This window comes from Montanilutibacter psychrotolerans (assembly GCF_003719825.1).
In the GTDB taxonomy this organism is placed as follows: domain Bacteria; phylum Pseudomonadota; class Gammaproteobacteria; order Xanthomonadales; family Xanthomonadaceae; genus Montanilutibacter; species Montanilutibacter psychrotolerans.
Genome location: NZ_RIBS01000013.1, coordinates 26871 through 47831 on the forward strand (window position 1 = coordinate 26871; position 20961 = coordinate 47831).

Sequence of the window (20961 nt, forward strand, 5' to 3'; positions counted from 1 at the left end):
CGCGCATGCGGCCAGATTGCGGCAAGCATGGCGGGCATCGGGCACCACGAGCACACGCCACGCGACCCCGTCCGCAGTCCGACATGCCATCCCCATTCCGCCAACAGGTAACACCCTCGCCGATGCACCGCCTGCTCTCGCTCCTGTGCGTCGCCACACTTGCCTTGGCGCTTGGTGCGTGCGGCCTGCCGACACGTCCGTCCGCGCCGGCCGTCGCACAGGTGCCGCACATCGAGTTTCTCGTCGTGCGCCATGCCGAGAAGGCCAGCGACGACCCGCGTGATCCTTCGCTGAGCGCCGCCGGCGAGCAGCGTGCGCAGGCGTTGGCGAAATTGCTGTGGGAATCGCCGCTCGACGCCGCCTACGCCACCCAGTACCGCCGCACGCAGCAGACCGCGGCGCCCAGCGCGCGCCAGCACGGCGTCGACGTGCAGGCGTACGACGCAGGCGAACCGGCCGCGACGTTCGCCGCACGCCTTCGCAAGTTGCACCGCAGCGGCCGGGTGCTGGTGGTTGCCCACAGCAACACCGCACCGGACATCGCCGCGGCGTTGTGCGGTTGCGAGGTCGCGCCAATCGCCGAAGATCAGTTCGGCCGCCAGATCTGGGTGCGGTTCGATGCATCCGGAACGGCCACGCTCGACGACAACCACCGGTGAGCCCTTCCCCCGCCTCCCCCGGAGACCTGCGATGATCCGTCACCTCACCCTTGCCCTCCTGTGCCTGGCCATGACCACCGCCTGCAGCAGCGCTGGCAGCAACACCGGCAAGACGCCCGGCGACGGCGCCGCCAGCGGCACCGATGCCCCGGGCGTTCGCCAGGTCGTGCCCGGACAGCCGATCGACATGGTCCCCGGCGACCGCGTCGGCCTGCCCGACCATTCCACGCTGCGCTATGTCGAGGTCGAATCCGATTCGCGCTGCCCGCCAGGCGTGCAGTGCATCCAGGCCGGCGAAGCGCGACTGCAGTTCGAACTCACGCGTGCCGGCGCCGCGGCCGAGCGCGCGGTCGTGGTCAGCGGCAAACCGACGCCGACCCGCCTGGGCGCCTGGAACCTGCACCTGCTGGCACTGGATTTCAGCGACGCCCCCAAAGCCACGCTGCGGATCGACGGCGCGCCCTGAATTCGACAGCGCATCCGGGCCGCGCATCCCGGCAATGGAATGCACGGCATCGCAACAGCCCGTTGCACCCCCGCGCCACCGTGGCGGCGCGGGCCATGACAAGCTGGCCTTCCCCGCCCGGAGGCTGCCCATGACCACGATCATCACCCCACGCGTGCACGACCTCGGCGGCTTCCAGGTCCGTCGCGCGGTGCCCAGCGTGCAGGCACGCAGCGTCGGACCGTTCGTGTTCGTCGACCACATGGGACCGGCGCTGTTCGAGCCCGACCACGGCATCGATGTCCGCCCCCATCCGCACATCGGCCTGGCCACGGTGACCTTCCTGTGGGCCGGCACGATCACCCACCGCGACACCCTCGGCAGCGTCCAGGACATCCAACCCGGCGACGTGAACTGGATGACCGCCGGCCGCGGCATCGCCCATTCCGAGCGCACCCCGACCCTGCTGCGCGCGGGTCACCACCCCTTGCATGGCATGCAGACCTGGGTCGCACTGCCGCGTGGCGACGAGGAGATCGCGCCCGAGTTCCACCACCACCCGGCCGCGACGCTGCCGCAGCGGCGCCACGCTGGCAGCTGGCTGCGCGTGGTGGCCGGGCGCGGCTACGGCGAGGAATCGCCGGTGCGGGTGTTCGCCGACACGCTGTTCGTCGCGATCGACCTCGATCCAGACGCCGAGCTGGCCCTGGACGACAGCCACGTGCAGCGCGCGCTCTACCTGCTGGAGGGCGTGGCCCAGCTCGACGGGGCCGACCTGCCCGTGCAGCACCTGGTGGTTCTCGACCCCGGCACCCGACCGCGGCTGCGCGCCCGCACGGCGGTCAAGGCCATGCTGCTGGGGGGCGAACCGCTGGACGGTCATCGCCATCTCTGGTGGAACTTCGTGTCCAGCTCGAAGGAGCGGATCGAACAGGCCAAGCTGGACTGGGAAGCCGACAGCTTCGGCACGATCCCGGGCGAGCACGAGCGGATTCCGCTGCCCGGAACCTGAATCCGCACCGGTTTCGAGATCATTTGTCAATCCCCGAAAACTGTTTTATGGTCGAGCCGGGACTTCTCTCCCAGAACGACCGCTACAGGGGGGCGATCGATGAAAAAGCCAGCATCTTGCACGCACAATGCTCTGCGTTACCTGCCCGTTCTGGGCGCGCTTCTGCTCATCGGGGCAGCCAACGCGCAGGACGCCGGCTCTTGTCCACAGCTTCCGGTCGACTCCACGTTGGCCTGGGAACACCGTGGAACCGGCGATGCCGACTTCTGCCGGGCCTTGCGCGCCGACGGTACTGAGGCATTCGGGATGTACATCTCACCCAAGCCGTCGTTCGAACCCAAGCGAGGCAACAGCAAGGAAACCACGCAGATCGGCGGGCAGCCGGTGACGTGGTACAGCTCCGAGATCGCAGGAAGCGAAACGCTGGTCGCACGCGAAACGCTCCTGCCGCTGCGCGATGGACGTACCGCGCACATCTGGGTGCAGGCGCCGTCGCAGGAAGCTCTCAACGCCACGCTCGGCGAAACGCAGAACCTGCGCTTCGGCCCGGCCTCGGCGGATACCCAGGTGGCGGGTCAGTAATCCCGCGCCAACCGGCACACGGAACCGCCGCATCGGCAGCGCTGCATCAAGGGCGATGAATCAGGAGCGGCACCGCAGGACACGAAAGGCCACGTCGCAGGACGTGGCCTTTCTGCTTTCTGCTCACCGGCAACTCCAGATGGCATGCCCCAACGGCATGCCACCGCTTCAGAAGCGCCCTTCCTGGAAGTCGACGAACGCCTGCATGATCTGCTCACGGGTGTTCATGACGAACGGCCCGTGCCGCGCGATCGGCTCGCGCAGCGGGCGCCCGGCCACGACGATCAACCGCGCACCGGCATCGCCGCCGCGGATGCGCAGCACGTCGCCGCCGCCGAGCACGGCCAGCTCCTGGGCGTCCAGGGGACGCGCTTCGTCGTCGGCACCCAGCACCGCACCGCCCTCGAACACGTAGGCGAACGCGTTGTGCCCCTCGGGCAGCGCAACGTCCCAGGTCGCACCCGCGGCCAGCTCGACGTCCAGGTACATCGGCTCGGTCGCTGCCGATGCGGCGCCGTCGGCATACACCGGGCCAATGGCATCCCCCACGCGCCCGGCAATCAGCTTGACGTGCACGCCCGCGGCGGGATCGAGGCGGGTGATGCGGTCGGGCGCGAACTCCTGGTAGCGCGGCTCGCTCATCTTGTCGCGCGCCGGCAGGTTCACCCACAGCTGGAAGCCCCGCATGCGGCCCTCGTGCTGCTCGGGCATTTCCGAATGAACCAGGCCGCGGCCGGCGGTCATCCACTGCACGCTGCCAGGCACCAGCACGCCTTCGTTGCCGTGGTTGTCCTTGTGCCGCATGCGACCGTCGAGCATGTAGGTGACGGTCTCGAAGCCGCGGTGCGGGTGCTCGGGAAAGCCGGCCAGATAGTCCTCGGGACGATCGGTGCCGAACTCGTCGAGCATCAGGAACGGATCGAGGTCCGGCAGCTGGGGGGTGCCGATCACCCGGGTGAGGCGCACACCGGCGCCGTCGGACGCGGGCATGCCGCGCAGCTTGCGGGCGACGCGGGCGTAATGGACGGTGGTATCGGTGGTGGCCATCGACGTGCTCCGGGCGTTTCGCGTCGGATCGACGCCAGAACAGGATGGCAGCGGCCCCGATTTTATCGAGCCGTCGCGTCGGAAGTGATTGTTCTGTATTTGCGCGTAATCAAGAATTAACTGACTGATTACCAATGAATTCACATCCACCCGCCGGCCCGGCGGAGCGGCTTCGGCCCCGATGGAATCGCCAGCGGACGTAGGATGGGTTGAGCGCAGCGATACCCATCAATCGGGGTTTCAGGCGCGAGCAAAGGCGGCAACCCTGGCAAATGCGAAGCTGGCAGGTCGATCTGCCCCACCCTCGGGATTGCCGTTGGCGCACCAGTCGCGGTGGCGTGCGATGGGTATCGCTACGCTCAACCCATCCTACGCGGCTACGAGGCTGCGCTTGCACCCGGACGATGCGCTTGGGTTGCCCCGAGACAACCCGAGACGGCCGGGGTTGCCAGGCTGCGCAGCGCTAGCGCTGACGGGAATACACGTACACCGTCGCCGGCGGGACGTTGCGCAGGACGCGCTTGCCGCGGCGCACTTCCAGGCCGAGATCGCGTGCCACCACATCGGCAACCGGGCTGGCGGGGCCGTAGGTGAATTGCACGAACACGCCGTCGTCGCGCATGCACGCGAAGGCCGCCGTGAGGATGTCGCGCTGCAGTGCGTGCGGCATCGTCAGCAACCCCAGGCCCGAGACCACGGCGTCCGCCGGACCGTCGTCCAGGTAACCATCCTGCGCGATCAGCTGCGGCAGCGAGCGTGCATCGCCCAGCAGTACCCGCACGTCCGGAAAACTGACATGCAGGTGCGCGTGCAGTTCCTCGTTGAGTTCCAGCACCAGCAACGCGTCGTCTTCGATGCCCGATTCCAGCAGCACGCGGGTGATCGCGCCGGTGCCTCCGCCCAGCTCGATCACGCGGCGTGCGTGCTCGGGCAGCTCGGCGAACATCGCCTCGGCCAGTTCAACGCTGGATGGTGCCACCGCCGCGGTGCGCAACGGGTTTTTCAGCCACTGCAGGAAGAACGCCCAACCACTGGGCTTTTTGTGCTTGCTCATGCGGTAGGACGGCCTTGTTCGAGTCGGCGCAGGCGCCAGCAACGGTGGATGCGCTGGTCGCGGGCGAAATCCGGCGGCACCGTCTGCGCGCTGATCTCCACGCATTCGGCGAAACCCGCGATGGCCGCGTCATCCATGCGGAATCGGCGGAAGTTGTTCGAAAAATACAGCACGCCGTCGCGCGCCAGGCGCGCCACGGCGGCGCGCAGCAGGCGCACGTGTTCGCCTTGCACGTCGAAGTCGTCGGCCCGCTTGGAATTGGAGAACGTCGGCGGATCGCAGAACACCAGGTCGTACTCGCCACGATCCTCCTCGAGCCAGCTCACCGCATCGGCCTGTACCAGCCGATGGCGGGCGCCACCGATGCCGTTCGCCTGCAGGTTGTCCGAACACCATTGCAGGTATGTGGCGGACAGATCGACGGTGGTGGTCTGGCGCGCACGACCGACCGCGGCGTGCACGGTGGCGGCGCCGGTGTAGCCGAACAGGTTGAGGAAGCGCGTGTCCTCGGCTTCGGCGGCGATGCGCAGGCGCATCGGGCGGTGGTCGAGAAAGAGACCGGTGTCGAGATAGTCGAACAGGTTCACGCGCAGGCGCGCGTCGCCTTCGCGCACCACCACGAACTCGCCGCGCTGGTCGAAGCGGCCGTACTTGCTGCCGCCCTTGCCCTTGGCGCGCGTCTTCAACGCGATCTGTTCGCGCGGAACCTCGAACACCTCGCGCGCCGCGGCGATCAGTTCGCCCAGGCGACGGCGCTGCGTCTCCTCGGGAATCTCCGCCGGCGCGGCGTACTCCTGCACGTGCAGGTAGCGGCGCGGCACGGCCTCGTCGGTTTCGTAGACGTCGACCGCCGCGGCGTACTCGGGCAGGTCGGCGTCGTAGGCGCGATAGCAGGCGATGCCCTCGCGCTCACGCCACGACTTGAGCTTGCGCAGGTTCTTGCGCAGGCGATTGGCGACCATCTGCGCGCCTTCGCCAAGCGCCGGCATCGGCTCGTCGCTGCGCTCGCGCTGAGGCGGCGCAATGGGATCGACCACGATCAACGTGCACTCGATCGCGCCGTTGAACAACTGGTACTTCTTGCTTGCGCGCAGGCCGGTGGCGTGCGCGAGTTCGGCATCTCCGCACAGCACGCTCGCCCGCCATCCCGGCGCGATGGCGCGGATCGCGTTGCCCAGCGCTCGGTACAGCGCCGGATCGGCCGCCAGGCGCGCGTCGTAGGGTGGATTGCAGGCCACCAGCCCCCGCGGCGGCAGGTGTTGGCCGCTGTCGTCGGGATTGCCCAGGCCACGGAAGCGCGACGGTGCCGACGCGGCGTCGTCGGGAGTCCCGGCGCTTGCGCCATCGGTGGTGATGAAGTGCTCGGGCAGTGCGCGCACGTCGCGCGCATCAAGGTAGATCGCCTCGCGCACGCCAGCGACGGCGGCGTTCTCGCGCGCGGCACGCACCGCATGGGGATCGAGATCGCTGCCATGGAACACCGGACGCAGGTTGGCGCGGCCCACGGTCTCGCGCTCACGCGCCTGATCGCACAGCGCCTGCCATTGCGCCTGATCGAAACCACGCCAGCGTGTCGGCAGTCGACGACCAAGGCGCAGCAGGCCGGGAGCGACATCGGCGGCCATCAGCGCGCCTTCGATCAGCAGCGTCCCGCTGCCGCACATCGGGTCGAGCAATGCGCCGCCCTCGGCGTACAGCTTGGGCCACTGGCCGCGCAACAGCACGGCAGCGGCCAGGTTCTCCTTGAGCGGTGCCTCGCCCTGGGTTTCGCGCCAGCCACGGCGGTGCAGCGGGCCACCGCCCAGGTCGATCGACACGATGGCCTTGCCCTTGCGCACCACCAGGTTGATGCGCAGGTCCGGCGCTTCGACATCGACGTCCGGCCGCGCGCCGGTGCGCGCGCGCATCACGTCGACCACGCCGTCCTTGACGCGCTGCGCGGCATAGCGCGCATGCGTGATCGCCTCGCCCGAGACGTGCGCGTCGACGGCGATGGTGTGATGGCCCTCGAGGTGCGCCGGCCAGTCGATCGCGGCGACGCCGGCGTACAGCGCGTGCTCGTCGGGGCAGTCGAACTCGCTGATCGGCCACAGCACGCGGCTGGCCAGGCGCGACCACAACACCGCGCGCTGCGCGTCGGCGAGGGTGCCGTCGGCGTTGGCACCGGCCATCGCCGCGGTTGCCTTGGCGCAACCCAGTGCGATCAGCTCGTCGGCAAGCAGGTATTCCAGGCCCTTGCCGCAACTGGCGAAGAACTTCATCGGGCAGCTCCCTGCGAAAGGCCGTCAAGCAGCGCGGCGAACGCATCGACGCTGGCCTGCACGTTGTCGGAAAGGCGGTGGCTGTCGTCGACCAGCAGCACTCGCGCACGGCGTGGGCGCGCCCACTCGACCACGTCCGCGGCCGGGATGAGTTCGTCGTCCCAGCCGTGGACGATGCTGGTCGGCACCGCGGCGGCGTCCAGGCGCGGCGCCGGCCCCATGGCGATGGGAGGCGCCATCAGGAACAGTCCCGCCACCGGCACCTGCAACGACACGCGCGCGCTGATCCAGGCGCCCAGGCTGGAGCCAGCCAACACCAGCGGTCCGCGCGCGGCGGCCTGCGTGGCCAGCCCGAGCAGGCGCTGCAGGCGGGTGGGCACGTCGCCCAGGTCGCTGACCTCGCGACAGGCATCCAGGTCGGTGTAGTCGGGACGTTCGTGGCTCCAACCCAGGCGCTGCGCGACCTCGGCCAGGGCGGTGACCTTGGTGGCGTCGGGGCCGCTCTCGAAGCCATGGGAAAGGATGCAGTGTCCGCGGGTCGTCATCGTTGTCTCGGTCATTCGGTGAAGGCGATCAGTCGGTCACGACGACAAGTGCGTCGCCGCGACGGAACGTGCCGCCTTCGAGGATGCGCGCACACAGGCCACCGTGGCCGCGCATCGCGTTGTAACCACCGGGCCCCAGCGCGGCTTCCATCATCGAGCACGGATCGCAGGGTTCGGTGCCTTCCAGCAGGACCTCGCCGATGCGAAAGCGCCTGCCGTTCAGCGCCACCAGCGGCAGGCCCGATACCACCACGTTGCGGCGCAGCAGCTGCGGCGCCACCGCGTCGAGCCCGGCCAAGGCCGCGATCACCGGCAGGTGCTCGGCCTGGATCAGGGTCACGCCGCGCTTGCCGCTGCCGCCGGCGTAGCGGTCGCCCTGCAGGCCACCGCCGGCAACGGCGATCGCCGCGTCCATCGCTTCGACCACCTGGCCGCGCGCCGGTCTCACGCCGATCCACTCCACCCGGCCGGGTCGCGGCAACGTGGCCATCAGCTTGCCGAGTGCGGAATCGGCGGGGGGCAGTGTCATCGCTGGCTCCGATCCGGGCCCCAAGGGGCGTGAATGCTAGCATCCGGACCATGTTGCCCGACCCGACACTCCCCTCCGTCCGCGTTGAACCGTTGCCCTACGAGACCCGGCTGGAAGCGCGTCCACTGTCGCAGGTCGACCTGGTGGTGATCCACTGCACCGAGTTGCCGGACATGGCCATGGCGCGGCGTTTCGGCGAGGAGGTGCTGTACCCCGCCTCGGGCACCGGCAACTGCGGCCACTTCTACATCGACCGCGACGGCAGCGTGCACCGCTATGTCGCCGTGGAGCGCGTCGCGCACCATACGCGGGGCTACAACCCGCGATCGGTCGGGATCGAGCTGGTCAACCGCGGTCGCTATCCCGACTGGCTGGCGGCCTCCCACCAGACCATGGACGAGCCCTACACCGGCGCCCAGATCGCGGCACTGGAAACCCTGCTGCGCCATCTCCAGGCCACTTTGCCGACGCTGCGCTACATCGCCGGCCACGAGGACCTGGACACCACCGAAGTGGACGCGACCGACGACCCCGGCCAGCGGGTGCGGCGCAAGCGTGACCCGGGGCCCTTGTTTCCGTGGCCGACCGTACTGCAGGCGGTGGCGCTGGAGCGGCTGGGGGCATAACACCGGGCACCGTCGGGCGACTCTGAACGCCTCTCGCGGCCCTCGGCGCGCGGACGTGAACGGCTGGTGCCGCCCGCCCGGCGCTGGCGGCCCCATTCGGCCCCATCGCGGTACACCGCGCGCCTGTCCGGCCCTACCCCGCCGGTATACTCGCCGCCCTCGTCCCATGCGGTGTGCTGCCATGACCTCCCCCGTCTCCGAGCTGATCGACCTGCTTTCGCTCGAACGTCTCGAGGACAACCTGTTCCGTGGTCAGAGCCGCGATATCGGCACCAAGTACGTCTTCGGCGGGCAGGTGCTCGGCCAGGCGTTGTCGGCCGCGCAGGCGACGATGGAAGAGCCGCGCAACGCCCACTCGCTGCACGCCTACTTCCTCAAGGCCGGCGACATCGAGGCGCCAATCGTCTACCAGGTGGACCGCACCCGCGACGGCGGCAGCTTTTCGGTGCGCCGGGTCACGGCGATCCAGCACGGCCAGCCGATCTTTTTCCTGGCCGCCTCGTTCCAGAAGGAAGAGGACGGCGGCGAACACCAGCTGTCGATGCCCGAAGTACCCAAGCCCGAGGACATCGCGCCCGCGCCGGCGGTGCCCGAGGACGTTCTGGCGACGCTGCCGACCAAGGTGCAGCGCTGGCTGACCCGGCAAGGGCCGTTCGAGTTCCGCCACGTCTACCCGCGCGACGAGCTCAACCCGCCCAAGCGGCCGCCGTACCAGCAGGTCTGGTTCCGTCTCAGCGAGCCGGTCGGCGACGCGCCCGAACTTCACCGCGCGCTTCTGGCCTACGCGTCAGACTTCCACCTGTTGGGCACCGCCACGTTCCCGCACGGCATCAGCTACTACCAGCCCAACGTGCAGATGGCCTCGCTCGACCATGCGCTGTGGTTCCACCGCGCATTCCGCGCCGACGACTGGCTGCTGTATTCGATCGACAGCCCGAGTGCGCAGGGCGGCCGTGGTCTGGCCCGGGCACTGGTGTACGACCGTCACGGCCGTCTGGTGGCCAGCACCGCGCAGGAAGGCCTGATCCGCGTGGTCCAGGACGCCGCAGCGGCGGCGCACGTACCGGCGAAGGGTTGATCGATGCGCCAGATATTCACCAGTCCGCGCCTGGAAAACGTCGAGGGTGTCGCCGCGTTGTTGCGCGAGGCCGGCATCGAGGTGCGTGTCACCAACGGCCGTTCGTACCAGGGCGGTCGGCGTCGCGAGTTCAGCTACAGCGACAACGACTCGCCGCAGCCGGCGGTGTGGGTGGTCAAGTCCGATGACCAGCCGCGTGCGCGCGAGCTGCTTCGCGAAGCCGGCCTGATCGACACCACCCGCGGCAGCGCAAACAGCTACGCGCTGCCGTCGTTCCGCAGTGAAGAACCCATTGCCGCCAGCGACCCGGCGAAGCGACGCGCGTTGATGGTCAAGATCGCCCTGCTGGGCGGCATCGCCTCGATCATGGTGATGGCGGTGATGCGTCTGCTGACCTCCGAAACCACGCCGCAACTGGCGTCGCCGCCGTTCGACGGCAAGGTCGCCGCCACGCTGCAGCCGGTTGCACAGGCGGTGTTCGCCAGCGAAATCGGCAGCGCGCGGTTCCCGGTGCTTTGTCTGGCGGTCGATGGCCGACCTGCACCGGCGCGCGTCATCGACGCCCTGTCCAAGGCGGGCGGCCCTGCACTGCTGCCTTCCAGCCACTGCGAGCGTATCGCCGACAGCGAGCGCGGCAGTCGCCATCCGGGCACCGGCCAGGAAGCGATCTTCCTCGAGGTCAGCGGCTTTCGACCGTCTGCGGCGGACGCCGGCGTGATCGAATTCAGCGCCTACCACCACCAGATGTACGGCAGCTACAAGACCCTCGAGGTCAAGCGCATCGGCAACCAGTGGAAAGTCACGCGCGTGATTCGTCACGTGGCGATGCAGGGCTGAGGCGGGAAAAAGCGAAAAACCGGCGCGCCGAAACGCGGCGCGGACGCGGAAAAGGACAGCCCATCGACGCGATGCGCCCGACGTAGCCGATCGCGTTACCGACGGTGCATCCGCGTTGCTTTCGCGGCGGTATGCTCACCGCATGCGCGACGCCCCCCCAGGCAACGACGACGACCTGCGCCTGTTCCACACCGGCGAGCACGCCTGTGGATACTGGCCCGCGCGCGTTGCCCGCGACCTGGTGCTCGATCCACGCGATCCGCGCATGCCGCACTGGTATCCGCTCGCATTGGGCTGGGGCTTCCGCCGCTCCGGCGACATCGTCTACCGCCCGCACTGCAACGGCTGCCACGCCTGCGTGGCCGTGCGCATTCCCGTCGACCGCTTCGTGCCCGACCGCAGCCAGCGCCGTTGCCTGGCACGCAACGCGCAGGTGCAGATGCGCGTGCTGCCGGCGCAGCGCACTGACGAGCAGCTCGCGCTGTATCGCCGGTATCTGGCCGCACGGCACGCTGGCGGTGGCATGGACAACCACGGCGCGGTCGAATTCGACCAGTTCCTGGTCGGGCGATGGAGCGAAGGGCGTTTCCTGGAGCTGCGCGACCACGGTCCCGATGGGCCTGGACCGTTGCTCGCCGTGGCCGTCACCGATCTCATCGCCGATGCGATGTCGGCCGTCTACACCTTCTACGATCCCGACGAGGCCGATCGCGGACTGGGCACGCTGGCGATCCTCAAGCAGATCGAATGGGCGCGTCGCGAATGCCGCCACTTCCTGTACCTGGGCTACTGGATCGACGGCCATCGCAAGATGGACTACAAGCGGCGCTACCGGCCGCTGGAAGGTTTCGACGGGCGCAACTGGGTCGATCTTTAACCCCAACACGCGCCGCGTCACGCCCGCCGCACGCGCTGACGTGACGCGCGGAATTGGCGATGTTGCGCCGTCACCCTGAACAGGCGACACCGGCAACCACCGGAAACCCGTGGCCGATTTGGCATGCTGGTGCCATCGCGCCCCGCGTCCCGCGCCTGTCCGGCACGGATGGCCACTCCATGGAGAATCGATGAACACCGCGCTCGTCCTGTCGACCCTCGTCGCCGCCATTGCACTGGCCGCCTGCAAGCCCACGGACACGTCCGTGGCGTCGCCTGGCGCGGACGAACCTGCCGTCGCCGCGCCGCAGGCCGACGCCGTGTCCACACCGTTGCCGCCGCCCGCGGCGGTGTCGGTACGCGTCGCGCCGGCCCGGCCCGTGGCACCCGCCAAGCCGGTCGAGGTCGATCGCGCCATCGTGGCGCTCAACCAGATCGGCATCGCCGAGTGCGATCACTTCCTGACACGCGTCGCCACCTGCCTGCGCCAGTTGCCGGAAGCCGAGCGCGCCAAGCACGAGCAATCGCTGTTGATCGCGCGCCAGGGTTGGGTGCAGGCCGCCGCAAGCGGCCGCGACCGCATGGGCATTGGCCAGTCGTGCCGGGTCAGGCTCGAACAGGCCCGCGCGACGTACGCCGTGCACGGTTGCACGCTGTAGCCATCACCCCACGCGCCTTCCGCCACCTGCCGATCGCCGTGGCGATGTCATCGCCGTTGCGCGTGCGCGTGCCAGAATCGCCGCATGCAAACTCGTCCTCGATGGCTGTCCATTTCGCTGCCGGCGCTGCTGCTGGCACTGTCGCTCACCGCCTGCCTGCGCATCCAGGTGCACGGTGATCCGAAGGCCTGGACCGAACACGTCGCGGAGACCATGAAAATGACGCCGACGATCCGGGTCGCGACCTACAACACCTCGTTGTACGACGACGCCGACGGCGGCCTGGTACGCCGGCTCGCCGCCGGCGACCAGCACGCGCGCAAGATTGCGGCCGTGCTGCAACGCGTACGCCCGGACGTGGTGCTGCTCAATGAGTTCGACTACGACGCGCAAGGCCGCGCCGCAGACCTGTTCCAGAGGGATTACCTCGAACGCGGCCAAACCGGCGGTGGCGAGGCACTGCACTACGCCTATCGCTACCTCGCGCCGGTCAACACCGGGGTGTCCAGCGGACTCGACCTCGATCGAAATGGCAGTGCCGGCGGCAGCGGCCGCGAACGCGGCAACGACGCCTGGGGCTACGGCCTGCACCCCGGCCAGTACGGGATGCTGGTGCTGTCGCGCCATCCGATCGACGCCGCGGCGGTGCGCAGCTTCCAGCAACTGAAATGGAGTGCGCTGCCCGGCGCACGACAGCCCCGCGACCCCGCCACCGGCGAGGCCTGGTACGGACCGGAGGTCTGGCCGCAGTTGCGGCTGTCGTCCAAATCGCATTGGGACGTCCCGGTGCGCACGCCCTTTGGCACGGTCCATCTGCTGGCCGCGCACCCGACGCCGCCGGTATTCGACGGCGTCGAGAACCGCAACGGCGCGCGCAACTTCGACGAGATCCGGCTGTGGTCGGAGTACCTTTCGGCCGGTGCTTCCGCACCGGCCACCGCGCCGTGGCTGTGCGACGACCAAGGCCGTTGCGGTGGCCTGGCCGCCGATGCGCGCTTCGTGATCGCCGGCGACTACAACGCCGACCCGCACGACGGCGAGGGCCTCCCGGGCGCCATCGCACAGCTCCTCGATCACCCGCGGGTGGATGCCACGCATGTGCCGCGCAGTGTGGGAGCGGTCGAGCGTGCCGCCGACCGCGACCTGCCACGGCGCGGCGACGTCGCCACCCACACCGGCGATTTCGGCCCCAAGGGCGGCACGCTGCGACTGGATTACGTACTGCCCTCGCGGGGCCTGCAGGTGCGCGGCAGCGGCGTGTTCTGGCCCGCCAGTGGCGATGCGGATGCCGCGATCGGCGATGCCAGCGACCACCATCTGGTCTGGCTGGACATCTCGGCGCCAACGCACTGAGGCAACCGCGACCAACGCGCCGCGAAACCCGGGCAAACACCGCAGGTGTCGTGCGACACGGCGCGCTTTGCTTCGACCTTCATGGGCCTGCGGCGATGCAAGGCGATCGCCGCGGAAACGTCGCCCGGGCTAGGGCTTCGCCGGCGCACTGTCCGACGACGGCTCGGCATCCGGCGCCGTCTCGGTCGGCGCGTCGGCGGGCCCGGTGGCGCTTGCCACCGCAACCTTCGCCACCACGCCACGCGGCGCAAAGCCGAACGTGGCCAGATCGCCGCGCGCGGAGACGATCATCCGGACCATCTGCGTGGGAATCATCAGCTCCAACGAGAGCGGCTGCCCCTGCGCGGTCACTCCGTCGATCGTCATCTCGACCAGGGCCCCGCCCGTGTCGATCTCGCGACACAACAGGTGCGGGCCGACGGGGCCCTCGACCAGGTAGGGCTTGACGGCATCGCCCAGTGCTTCGATCGCCTGCGGGAACAGGAATACGGCGTAACCCTGGGTGTCGTTCATGCGCCCTCTCTCCTGGTCCGCACTTAGCGAAGGTCGACCTGCAGCTGGGCCGCGGCGTCGCGCGCGGTCGCGCGTGCCGATTCGGTATCGATGCCCAACGCCAGCGTCACCGCGACGCGCCGATGACCTTCCACGCGCGGCTTGCCGAACAGGCGAAGCTGCGTCCCGGGTTGCGCCAGCGCGTCGGCGACGCCACTGAACACCGGCACGCCATGGCCCTGCGCGAGTACCGCGCACGTCGCCGCCGGCCCCTTGTGCGGGATCGCGCCATCGGCATCGGCGTGGATCGGCAGGCCGAGGATCGCGCGCGCATGCAGCGCGAACTCGCTGAGGTCCTGCGAGGCCAGCGTGACCAGGCCGGTGTCGTGCGGACGCGGCGAGACCTCGCTGAACCACACCTCGTCGCCCTTCACGAACAGCTCGACGCCGAACACGCCCCAGCCACCGAGGTCATCGGTAACGGCCTTGCTGACCTGCTGCGCGCGCTGCAGAGCCAGGGCCGACATCGGCTGCGGCTGCCAGCTTTCACGGTAGTCGCCGTCACGCTGCAGGTGGCCGATCGGCGCGCAGAACGTGGTGCCACCGGCGTGGCGCACGGTCAGCAGAGTGATCTCGTAATCGAAGTCGACGAAGCCTTCGACGATCACGCGCCCGGCGCCTGCACGGCCACCGGTCTGGGCGTACTGCCAGGCCGCGTCGACGTCATCGGCGCGGCGCACCAGCGACTGCCCCTTGCCAGATGAGGACATCACCGGCTTGACCACGCACGGGATGCCGATCGCCGCGATGGCGTCGCGGTAGTCCTCGATGGTGTCGACGAAACGGTACGGTGAGGTCGGCAGGCCCAGCGTTTCGGCGGCGAGTCGGCGGATGCCTTCGCGGTCCATCGTCAGGCGCGCGGCGCGCGCGGTCGGGATCACGCGCGTTTCGGTGCCGCGTTCGGCGAATTCGGCCTCCAGCGCCACGAGGGTCTCGGTATGGATCGCCTCGATCTCCGGAACGATCAGCTGCGGACGTTCGGCCGCGATCAGCGCGCGAATGGCGTTGCCGTCCAGCATGTCCAGCACATGGCTGCGATGGGCAACCTGCATCGCCGGCGCATCGGCATAGCGGTCCGCGGCGATCACCTCGACGCCATAGCGCTGCAGCTCGATCGCGACCTCCTTGCCGAGTTCACCGGAGCCGAGCAGCAGCACCCGGAAGGCGTGGGGGGACAGCGGCGTGCCGAGCGTGGTCATGCGAAGGTCCGATCGAGATGGGCGGTTAGTTTAGCCGCGCACCGCGGCAGCCGATGCCGGAGCGGCGAATCCGCGCAATGGCGACAAGCGCACGACTTTGCCGATCCTGGCCGTGGCCCGCGCCCTGGCGCATGAGCGTGACGGCCGGCGCAGGCGCAGGCCTTGCGTGGTTCAAGCCGCCCTCTGCGCATGCGATCCTTCGATCATGCAACACGCGTGCCCACCACCCCCGTCGACTCGAGCGAAGCCGCGCACGATCGCTGGCAGCGTGCTGGCGTTGGCACTTGCGCTGCTTGCCGGCTGCGGCGCCGACGATGCCGACGAGCCGGGCTCGGACATGGTCGGCCTGATGCTCGACGCGCAGTTGGGCGAAACCAGCGGACTGGCCGCATCGCGCCGCCACCCCGATGTGCTGTGGATGCACGACGACGGCGGCAACCCCGAACGATTGTTCGCCGTCAGCACGCGCGGCCAGCGCCTGGCCACGTACCGCATCGAGGGCGTGACCAAGACCGACTGGGAGGACATCGCCGCGTTCGAATACCGCGGCAAGTCCTACCTGATGCTGGCCGATACCGGCGACAACGGCGGCCTGCGCCGCACGCTGCAGTTACACGTGGTGGAAGAGCCGGCAAAGCTGCAGAACGCACGGCTGAGGCCGGCCTGGTCGATTGCGTTTCGCTGGCCCGATGGCGCGCGCGACTGCGAGGCGATCGCGGTCGACCCCCGGCGCGGCTGGATCCTGCTGATCTCGAAGAAGCGCGTGCCGCCGGAGCTGTTCGCGCTGCCGCTGCGCCCGTCCGGCAGCAAGCTGCTGACCGCGCGACGGATCGGCCTGTTGGCCGGCGTGCCGCAACCCGATGCCGCCGCGCTCAAGCGTTCACCTCGGCGCGCCAGGCTCGACGGGCAGGTGACCGCGGCCGACATCTCGCCCGACGGCCACAGCCTGGCGGTGATGACCTACCGCTACCTGCTGGTGTACCGCCGTGACGGCAACCGGCCCTGGGGCAGCGCCGTGGCGCAGGCGCCCCACGTCGAAGCCCTGCCGTGGCTGCCGCAGGCCGAGGCGCTGGGCTGGTCGTCCGACGGCAACTACCTGTTCGCCAGCGGTGAGTTCATCCCGGCTCCGCTCTACCGCATCCGGCCGTTGGTCGGACGCGCGGCCGCCCCGTTACCGAAGCCAGTTGACTAGATACCATTTTGATATCACATTGCGGGAAATCCAGCCGAGACCCCGCCATGAAAGAGAACCCGACCAGCTCCCTTCCCGGAATCCCTACCCTGCTGTTGCTGCTCGTGGCCGGCCTGGCGGCGGCCTGGATGTTCATCAGCGGCGCGCGCGACGAGTCCATCGCCGACATCGGCATGGCGGTTGCACTGGGCGTGCTCGCGCTGTTCCTGGTCACCGGCCTGTACATGATCGAACCCAACCAGGCGGCGGTGCTCAGCCTGTTTGGCAAGTACGTCGGCACCGTCAAGGACAGCGGCCTGCGCTGGAACAACCCGTTTCTGAGCAAGCGCAAGGTCTCGCTGCGGGTGCGCAACTTCGAGAGCAGCAAGCTCAAGGTCAATGAACTCGACGGTAGCCCGATCGAGATCGCCGCGGTGATCGTCTGGCGCGTCGTGGATTCGGCCGAAGCGGTCTACAACGTCGACGACTACGAGAGCTTCGTCCACATCCAGTCCGAGTCGGCGGTGCGCACGATGGCCACCAGCTATCCGTACGACCAGCACGAGGACGGCCAGCTGGCGTTGCGCAGCCACGCCGCCGAAGTGTCCGCGCACCTCAAGGACGAACTGCAGGAGCGCCTCTCCGACGCCGGCGTGGAAGTGCTGGATGCACGCATCAGCCATCTGGCCTACGCGCCCGAGATTGCCCAGGCAATGCTGCAGCGCCAACAGGCCAACGCGATCATCGCCGCGCGCACGCGCATCGTGGCCGGTGCGGTGGGGATGGTCGAGATGGCGCTGGCGGAACTGCAGAAGAACAACGTCGTCAGCCTCGACGAGGAACGCAAGGCGGCCATGGTCAGCAACCTGCTGGTGGTGCTGTGCGGCGATCGCTCGACCCAGCCGGTCGTCAACGCTGGCAGCCTGTACTGAGGCCGGTGATGGACTGGGCCAGCTTCGTGGTACCCAGCGTGGTCGCGATCACCGGCATGCCGGCCTTCCTGCTGGCCGGGATGCTGCGGCGTGGCAACCTGGGCGCCCTGCCACGCCTGGTTGCGCGCGGTTACGTGCGGCCGGAAGCCTTGGCGCGCAGGCTGTCGTACCTGTTGATGCTGGTTGGCTTCAGCCTGGTCGCCGGTGGCGCGGGACTGCTGTGGGCCGGCAGCGACGAGGCGCGCACGATGGCGGTGGCCGTGCCGTTGGTCGTGCTGGTAAATGCACTGGCAATCGCCATGATCGTTACGGTGATGCGGGCCGGTCGCCACCATGGGACGGGCCGGCAATGAGCGAGAAGAAGGCCTATCCGCTGCGCATCAACGCCGAAGTGCTGGCGGCCGCGCAGCGTTGGGCCGATGACGAGCTGCGTAGCCTCAACGCGCAGATCGAGTACGTGCTGCGCGACGCCCTACGCAAGAGCGGGCGCCTGCCTGGCCATCCACCACCTTCCACGGACGACGACACACCATGAACACCAAGTGGACCTACAAGATTCTCGAGAGCGGCCCGAAAATCTTCGATGCCCCGCATACCGAACGCATGACCGACGAACTCAACCGTCTGGGCGCGCAGGGGTGGGAGCTGGTGTCAGCCGAGTTCGTGCCGCTGAGCGGCAACACGCGCCTGTACCTGAAGAAGCCCGAAGCGGTCTGAGCAACGCGCCGCCATCCGCGGCGCCGATTGCAAGGGGCAAACGGCACCGGCATGCCGACACGCAACGCATCACGCCGGTGACCGGCGGGTCGCGATAGAGACGCCACAGCGGTAGGCTTCGGCCATGCGCGTCTTTTCCCCCTTGCTGATCAACACCCCGGACATCGAGCTGTGGCCCGGCGGCCTGCTGCGCGCGCGCGGCAACCACGATGCCCGTGCCCTGTCCCGCGCACGTCACGTGCTGCGCCGCAAGCGCGACGGCCGCTACCTCGCTGCCGACCTGCCCGAGGGCGTGCTGCCGCTGGTCCACCGGTTGTTCCACGAACCCGGCATCGACGCCGCGCTCGATGCGCTCGACCACGCCGGTCTGCGTCACCACCGTCTGCTGCACGTGGGTGTCGACCGCGTCGGCACGCTGCCTCTGGCGCGTCTGTGCGAACGCCTCGACGCCCTCGGCATCGATGACGACTACGGCCAGCGCAGCGGCCTGGCACTGGTCGCCGAGCCCGACTGGCTCGCGTTCGCCGGCGTCGACCGCTACCGCCGCCCGCTGTGGCTGCACGTCGACGCCGCGCGTGGCTGGACACACCTGCGCGCCGCGGCACTGCGTGACGGCGTGGTGCTCGAGGCGATCTCGGGGTACCGCAGCCACGATTACCAGCTCGGCATCTTCGAGCGGAAGTTCGCCCGTGGCCTCACGCTCGAGGAGATCCTCAACGTCAACGCCGCCCCCGGGTACAGCGAGCACCACTCCGGACTCGCCCTGGACATCGGCGCCCCCGGCGAACCGCCGGCGGAAGAATCGTTCGAGCAGACCCCGGCCTTCGCCTGGCTGCAGTCCAACGCCGGCGGGCACGGCTTCGTGATGAGCTATCCACGCGACAACCCGCACGGCATCGTCTACGAGCCCTGGCACTGGCGATGGCAACCGGCGCGCTGACCCGCGCTGTGGCCGATGTCAGCCCACGGGGCCGGAACGCGTAACCAACGTCACCCTCCCCTGCACGCGCGCTGCCATGCACCCTGCTCTCAAATGGTTTCTCTGGGCGATGGCGTTGCTGGCCGCTGTCGTGATCGTCGACTTCCTCGTCGTCGCCATAGGCCTGACGATTGCCAACGACGGCTCGGTACGCGACGCCGGGCGCGCGCTGGTCGCGTTGCTGTGGCTGTTGGCGGCGATCGGGCTGACCGGGTCCGGCCTGTTCTGGTGGCTGGGGCGCTCGCTGTCCGCCATGCCACGCAGCCTCGGCACGGCGGCATTTCTGCTGGCCCAGGGCGCGATCTGGGCGTTCATGGCGTTCATGGCGCTGATGGGCAGCAACCGCTGACACCACATTCAGGGCGACGCGCGGCAACCGCGCGTTGGCCGTCGTCGCAGGGCGGGGTGTGGCCCCCTTTCCGGAGGAGGCGACCCGTACGAGCGTGTGGTGATGGTGGTGAAGGACGTCGACGGCAGTTCCGCTTCCCGGGCTTCTGGGTCGTGCCCGCACCGGCCGTGGCCGCGTCGGGCCACTGACCACGAACGCCGGCTTATTCCTGCGAGCGCTTGACGGGCGCCTTGGCCTGGACGCCGAAATCGGCGATCCGCCACAGGTACAGGCTGGCGTAGGTGCGATACGGGCCCCAGCGCTCCCCGGTCTCGGCCAGTTCGCGCGGCGTGGGTGCCTGGTCCAGCTTGTCGACCAGCTGCGCGCCCTTGCGCACGCCCAGGTCGTCGATCGGCAACACGTCCGCGCGCCCCAGGCGGAACATCAACATCATCTCCACGGTCCACCGGCCGATGCCGCGCACCGGCACCAGCGCATCGACGATCGCGTCGTTGTCCATCGTGCTCATCCGGCGCAGGTCCGGAATCTCGCCCAGTGCTTCGCGCCGCGCCAGGTCGCGCAACGCCAGCAGCTTGTTGCCCGACACCCCGCAGGCGCGGATGGTCGCGTCATCGCAGCGCGCGAGCGTGTCGCAGTGGAAACGGTCGCTGGCGATGGCCACTTCGACGCGCGCGACGATGGTTCCGGCCGCTTTGCCGCTCAGCTGCTGGTACAGGATCGCCCGTGCCAGTGCATCCACCGGATCAAACGATTTTCGCCAACGCGGGTCAGCCTCGATCGGCCCGATCCTGCGCATCCATGTGGCCAGCTTGCGATCGCGTCGCGCCAGGTGCGCGTGCGCTGCCTCGGTATCGAATCCACGACTGAATCGGGGCATCGCTCAGCGCCTCGCGGCATCGGCTGCGTACACCAGCCAGGCCAGGATCATCAGGCTGCCGCCGAACGGCGCCAGACCCAGCGATACGCCGAACACGTGCGTGGCAACGAGACTGCCGGAGAACATCAGCACGCCGGCAAGCAGCCCGGCCAGCGCCAGTCGCGCGAGGCCGCGCAGCGCGTGCGGCGCCAGTGCGGCGAGCGCGATGCCGTGGCCGAACGCGAACAACGCGGCCGTCTGCAGGTGCGCCCTGACCTCGCCGCCGGCACCGTGCGCGGCATAGGCCGACAGCGCGACCGACAACGCGGCGAGCACGGCGCCGCTGGCGGCGAGCGCGCGCACGGAGGGCGACGACAGCGGCGTCGAAGGCGTCGGCGGTGGTTGGCTTCCAGACATCGGGCGCGGTTCCGTATCGGGGCCACGAACGATAGCAGCGGCAAGACGTGGCGGCGAGGAGCGAAGCGTCAGGGGCGCGAGTCGAGAAGCGAGAAGATCTCGCACATCTCGTAGATACCGTCTTGGCCGTCAACTGCCGGGCAAGTAGTTTGGATCGAACGGCCGGCCGGATTTCACCACGCCAAAGATCAGGTGCAACAGCTTGCGCATGGCGGCGCCGATCTGC

General features: G+C 69.2%; 26 protein-coding genes. 17 read left to right on the top strand and 9 right to left on the bottom strand.

Going from position 1 to position 20961, the window contains the following annotated elements:
• The first annotated feature begins 122 nt into the window (after positions 1 to 122).
• From EER27_RS16510 to EER27_RS17205, 4 genes are all read left to right on the top strand, one after another.
• Positions 123 to 659: a SixA phosphatase family protein gene (locus EER27_RS16510; protein ID WP_190285845.1), complete on the top strand. Its 537-nt coding sequence runs from the start codon at positions 123 to 125 to the stop codon at positions 657 to 659.
• 31 nt (positions 660 to 690) lie between these two features.
• Complete coding sequence (locus EER27_RS16515) at positions 691 to 1125, top strand: hypothetical protein (protein WP_123089245.1); 435 nt, start codon at positions 691 to 693, stop codon at positions 1123 to 1125.
• Between the two features lie 130 nt (positions 1126 to 1255).
• Positions 1256 to 2116, top strand: coding sequence for a pirin family protein (locus EER27_RS16520; RefSeq protein ID WP_123089246.1), 861 nt, complete (start codon positions 1256 to 1258; stop codon positions 2114 to 2116).
• A 306-nt stretch (positions 2117 to 2422) separates the two neighbouring features.
• Entirely contained in the window at positions 2423 to 2698 is a 276-nt protein-coding gene (locus tag EER27_RS17205) for a hypothetical protein (protein WP_123089247.1), read from the top strand.
• Between the two features lie 168 nt (positions 2699 to 2866).
• Here the strand turns inward: EER27_RS17205 and EER27_RS16530 are convergent, their stop codons facing one another.
• From EER27_RS16530 to EER27_RS16550, 5 genes are all read right to left on the bottom strand, one after another.
• Complete coding sequence (locus EER27_RS16530; RefSeq protein WP_123089248.1) at positions 2867 to 3745, bottom strand: pirin family protein; 879 nt, start codon at positions 3743 to 3745, stop codon at positions 2867 to 2869.
• A gap of 463 nt (positions 3746 to 4208) precedes the next feature.
• Positions 4209 to 4799, bottom strand: a complete 591-nt coding sequence (locus EER27_RS16535; protein ID WP_123089249.1) for a class I SAM-dependent methyltransferase — start codon at positions 4797 to 4799, stop codon at positions 4209 to 4211.
• Positions 4796 to 7060: a bifunctional 23S rRNA (guanine(2069)-N(7))-methyltransferase RlmK/23S rRNA (guanine(2445)-N(2))-methyltransferase RlmL gene (gene rlmKL / locus EER27_RS16540; protein WP_123089250.1), complete on the bottom strand. Its 2265-nt coding sequence runs from the start codon at positions 7058 to 7060 to the stop codon at positions 4796 to 4798. Before rlmKL ends, EER27_RS16535 begins: the two co-directional genes overlap by 4 nt.
• Positions 7057 to 7620, bottom strand: a complete 564-nt coding sequence (locus EER27_RS16545) for an alpha/beta hydrolase (RefSeq protein ID WP_223807381.1) — start codon at positions 7618 to 7620, stop codon at positions 7057 to 7059. The genes rlmKL and EER27_RS16545 overlap by 4 nt, the downstream gene beginning before the upstream one ends.
• 13 nt (positions 7621 to 7633) lie before the next feature.
• Positions 7634 to 8134: an MOSC domain-containing protein gene (locus EER27_RS16550; protein WP_123089251.1), complete on the bottom strand. Its 501-nt coding sequence runs from the start codon at positions 8132 to 8134 to the stop codon at positions 7634 to 7636.
• A gap of 53 nt (positions 8135 to 8187) precedes the next feature.
• On the opposite strand from EER27_RS16550, the gene EER27_RS16555 reads away from it, so the two are divergent.
• From EER27_RS16555 to EER27_RS16585, 6 genes are all read left to right on the top strand, one after another.
• Entirely contained in the window at positions 8188 to 8760 is a 573-nt protein-coding gene (locus EER27_RS16555) for an N-acetylmuramoyl-L-alanine amidase (protein WP_425480863.1), read from the top strand.
• Positions 8761 to 8941: 181 nt separating this feature from the next.
• Entirely contained in the window at positions 8942 to 9838 is an 897-nt protein-coding gene (gene tesB / locus EER27_RS16560; RefSeq protein ID WP_425480862.1) for an acyl-CoA thioesterase II, read from the top strand.
• Positions 9839 to 9841: 3 nt separating this feature from the next.
• Positions 9842 to 10675: a putative signal transducing protein gene (locus EER27_RS16565; protein ID WP_123089254.1), complete on the top strand. Its 834-nt coding sequence runs from the start codon at positions 9842 to 9844 to the stop codon at positions 10673 to 10675.
• A gap of 142 nt (positions 10676 to 10817) precedes the next feature.
• Complete coding sequence (locus EER27_RS16570) at positions 10818 to 11552, top strand: arginyltransferase (RefSeq protein WP_123089255.1); 735 nt, start codon at positions 10818 to 10820, stop codon at positions 11550 to 11552.
• Positions 11553 to 11742: 190 nt separating this feature from the next.
• Entirely contained in the window at positions 11743 to 12210 is a 468-nt protein-coding gene (locus EER27_RS17210; RefSeq protein ID WP_190285846.1) for a hypothetical protein, read from the top strand.
• Positions 12211 to 12294: 84 nt separating this feature from the next.
• Positions 12295 to 13563 carry an endonuclease/exonuclease/phosphatase family protein gene (locus tag EER27_RS16585; protein ID WP_123089257.1) on the top strand — a complete coding sequence of 423 codons (1269 nt, stop codon included), beginning with the start codon at positions 12295 to 12297 and terminating at the stop codon, positions 13561 to 13563.
• A 129-nt stretch (positions 13564 to 13692) separates the two neighbouring features.
• Here the strand turns inward: EER27_RS16585 and EER27_RS16590 are convergent, their stop codons facing one another.
• Together EER27_RS16590 and purT are read right to left on the bottom strand one after the other, a co-directional pair.
• Positions 13693 to 14076 (bottom strand): hypothetical protein, encoded by a 384-nt coding sequence (locus tag EER27_RS16590; RefSeq protein WP_123089258.1) that lies wholly within the window; start codon positions 14074 to 14076, stop codon positions 13693 to 13695.
• Between the two features lie 23 nt (positions 14077 to 14099).
• Complete coding sequence (purT, locus tag EER27_RS16595) at positions 14100 to 15314, bottom strand: formate-dependent phosphoribosylglycinamide formyltransferase (protein WP_123089259.1); 1215 nt, start codon at positions 15312 to 15314, stop codon at positions 14100 to 14102.
• A 268-nt stretch (positions 15315 to 15582) separates the two neighbouring features.
• On the opposite strand from purT, the gene EER27_RS16600 reads away from it, so the two are divergent.
• From EER27_RS16600 to EER27_RS16630, 7 genes are all read left to right on the top strand, one after another.
• Complete coding sequence (locus tag EER27_RS16600; protein ID WP_123089260.1) at positions 15583 to 16506, top strand: hypothetical protein; 924 nt, start codon at positions 15583 to 15585, stop codon at positions 16504 to 16506.
• A 47-nt stretch (positions 16507 to 16553) separates the two neighbouring features.
• Positions 16554 to 17417: an SPFH domain-containing protein gene (locus EER27_RS16605; RefSeq protein ID WP_123089261.1), complete on the top strand. Its 864-nt coding sequence runs from the start codon at positions 16554 to 16556 to the stop codon at positions 17415 to 17417.
• A gap of 8 nt (positions 17418 to 17425) precedes the next feature.
• The gene (locus EER27_RS16610; RefSeq protein WP_123089262.1) at positions 17426 to 17770 is read left to right on the top strand and encodes a hypothetical protein; all 345 of its coding nucleotides are present in this window, start codon (positions 17426 to 17428) and stop codon (positions 17768 to 17770) included.
• Positions 17767 to 17952, top strand: coding sequence for a type II toxin-antitoxin system antitoxin (locus EER27_RS16615; protein ID WP_123089263.1), 186 nt, complete (start codon positions 17767 to 17769; stop codon positions 17950 to 17952). The genes EER27_RS16610 and EER27_RS16615 overlap by 4 nt, the downstream gene beginning before the upstream one ends.
• Complete coding sequence (locus tag EER27_RS16620) at positions 17949 to 18134, top strand: DUF4177 domain-containing protein (protein ID WP_123089264.1); 186 nt, start codon at positions 17949 to 17951, stop codon at positions 18132 to 18134. Before EER27_RS16615 ends, EER27_RS16620 begins: the two co-directional genes overlap by 4 nt.
• Before the next feature lie 124 nt (positions 18135 to 18258).
• On the top strand, positions 18259 to 19074 hold the full coding sequence (locus EER27_RS16625; RefSeq protein ID WP_123089265.1) for a M15 family metallopeptidase: 816 nt from the start codon (positions 18259 to 18261) through the stop codon (positions 19072 to 19074).
• A 76-nt stretch (positions 19075 to 19150) separates the two neighbouring features.
• Positions 19151 to 19462: a hypothetical protein gene (locus EER27_RS16630; protein ID WP_148041058.1), complete on the top strand. Its 312-nt coding sequence runs from the start codon at positions 19151 to 19153 to the stop codon at positions 19460 to 19462.
• Positions 19463 to 19664: 202 nt separating this feature from the next.
• Here EER27_RS16630 and EER27_RS16635 read toward each other — a convergent pair whose 3' ends face one another.
• Positions 19665 to 20339, bottom strand: a complete 675-nt coding sequence (locus tag EER27_RS16635) for a DNA-3-methyladenine glycosylase family protein (RefSeq protein WP_123089267.1) — start codon at positions 20337 to 20339, stop codon at positions 19665 to 19667.
• 3 nt (positions 20340 to 20342) lie between these two features.
• Complete coding sequence (locus EER27_RS16640) at positions 20343 to 20735, bottom strand: DUF423 domain-containing protein (RefSeq protein WP_123089268.1); 393 nt, start codon at positions 20733 to 20735, stop codon at positions 20343 to 20345.
• Positions 20736 to 20961 lie beyond the last annotated feature (226 nt).

Coding starts and splice junctions, on each gene's coding strand:
- EER27_RS16510 (WP_190285845.1), top strand. CDS start 123: ATGCACCGCCTGCTCTCGCTCCTGTGCGTCGCCACACTTGCCTTGGCG.
- EER27_RS16515 (WP_123089245.1), top strand. CDS start 691: ATGATCCGTCACCTCACCCTTGCCCTCCTGTGCCTGGCCATGACCACC.
- EER27_RS16520 (WP_123089246.1), top strand. CDS start 1,256: ATGACCACGATCATCACCCCACGCGTGCACGACCTCGGCGGCTTCCAG.
- EER27_RS17205 (WP_123089247.1), top strand. CDS start 2,423: ATGTACATCTCACCCAAGCCGTCGTTCGAACCCAAGCGAGGCAACAGC.
- EER27_RS16530 (WP_123089248.1), bottom strand. CDS start 3,745: ATGGCCACCACCGATACCACCGTCCATTACGCCCGCGTCGCCCGCAAG.
- EER27_RS16535 (WP_123089249.1), bottom strand. CDS start 4,799: ATGAGCAAGCACAAAAAGCCCAGTGGTTGGGCGTTCTTCCTGCAGTGG.
- rlmKL (WP_123089250.1), bottom strand. CDS start 7,060: ATGAAGTTCTTCGCCAGTTGCGGCAAGGGCCTGGAATACCTGCTTGCC.
- EER27_RS16545 (WP_223807381.1), bottom strand. CDS start 7,620: ATGACCGAGACAACGATGACGACCCGCGGACACTGCATCCTTTCCCAT.
- EER27_RS16550 (WP_123089251.1), bottom strand. CDS start 8,134: ATGACACTGCCCCCCGCCGATTCCGCACTCGGCAAGCTGATGGCCACG.
- tesB (WP_425480862.1), top strand. CDS start 8,942: ATGACCTCCCCCGTCTCCGAGCTGATCGACCTGCTTTCGCTCGAACGT.
- EER27_RS16565 (WP_123089254.1), top strand. CDS start 9,842: ATGCGCCAGATATTCACCAGTCCGCGCCTGGAAAACGTCGAGGGTGTC.
- EER27_RS16570 (WP_123089255.1), top strand. CDS start 10,818: ATGCGCGACGCCCCCCCAGGCAACGACGACGACCTGCGCCTGTTCCAC.
- EER27_RS17210 (WP_190285846.1), top strand. CDS start 11,743: ATGAACACCGCGCTCGTCCTGTCGACCCTCGTCGCCGCCATTGCACTG.
- EER27_RS16585 (WP_123089257.1), top strand. CDS start 12,295: ATGCAAACTCGTCCTCGATGGCTGTCCATTTCGCTGCCGGCGCTGCTG.
- EER27_RS16590 (WP_123089258.1), bottom strand. CDS start 14,076: ATGAACGACACCCAGGGTTACGCCGTATTCCTGTTCCCGCAGGCGATC.
- purT (WP_123089259.1), bottom strand. CDS start 15,314: ATGACCACGCTCGGCACGCCGCTGTCCCCCCACGCCTTCCGGGTGCTG.
- EER27_RS16605 (WP_123089261.1), top strand. CDS start 16,554: ATGAAAGAGAACCCGACCAGCTCCCTTCCCGGAATCCCTACCCTGCTG.
- EER27_RS16610 (WP_123089262.1), top strand. CDS start 17,426: ATGGACTGGGCCAGCTTCGTGGTACCCAGCGTGGTCGCGATCACCGGC.
- EER27_RS16615 (WP_123089263.1), top strand. CDS start 17,767: ATGAGCGAGAAGAAGGCCTATCCGCTGCGCATCAACGCCGAAGTGCTG.
- EER27_RS16620 (WP_123089264.1), top strand. CDS start 17,949: ATGAACACCAAGTGGACCTACAAGATTCTCGAGAGCGGCCCGAAAATC.
- EER27_RS16625 (WP_123089265.1), top strand. CDS start 18,259: ATGCGCGTCTTTTCCCCCTTGCTGATCAACACCCCGGACATCGAGCTG.
- EER27_RS16630 (WP_148041058.1), top strand. CDS start 19,151: ATGCACCCTGCTCTCAAATGGTTTCTCTGGGCGATGGCGTTGCTGGCC.
- EER27_RS16635 (WP_123089267.1), bottom strand. CDS start 20,339: ATGCCCCGATTCAGTCGTGGATTCGATACCGAGGCAGCGCACGCGCAC.
- EER27_RS16640 (WP_123089268.1), bottom strand. CDS start 20,735: ATGTCTGGAAGCCAACCACCGCCGACGCCTTCGACGCCGCTGTCGTCG.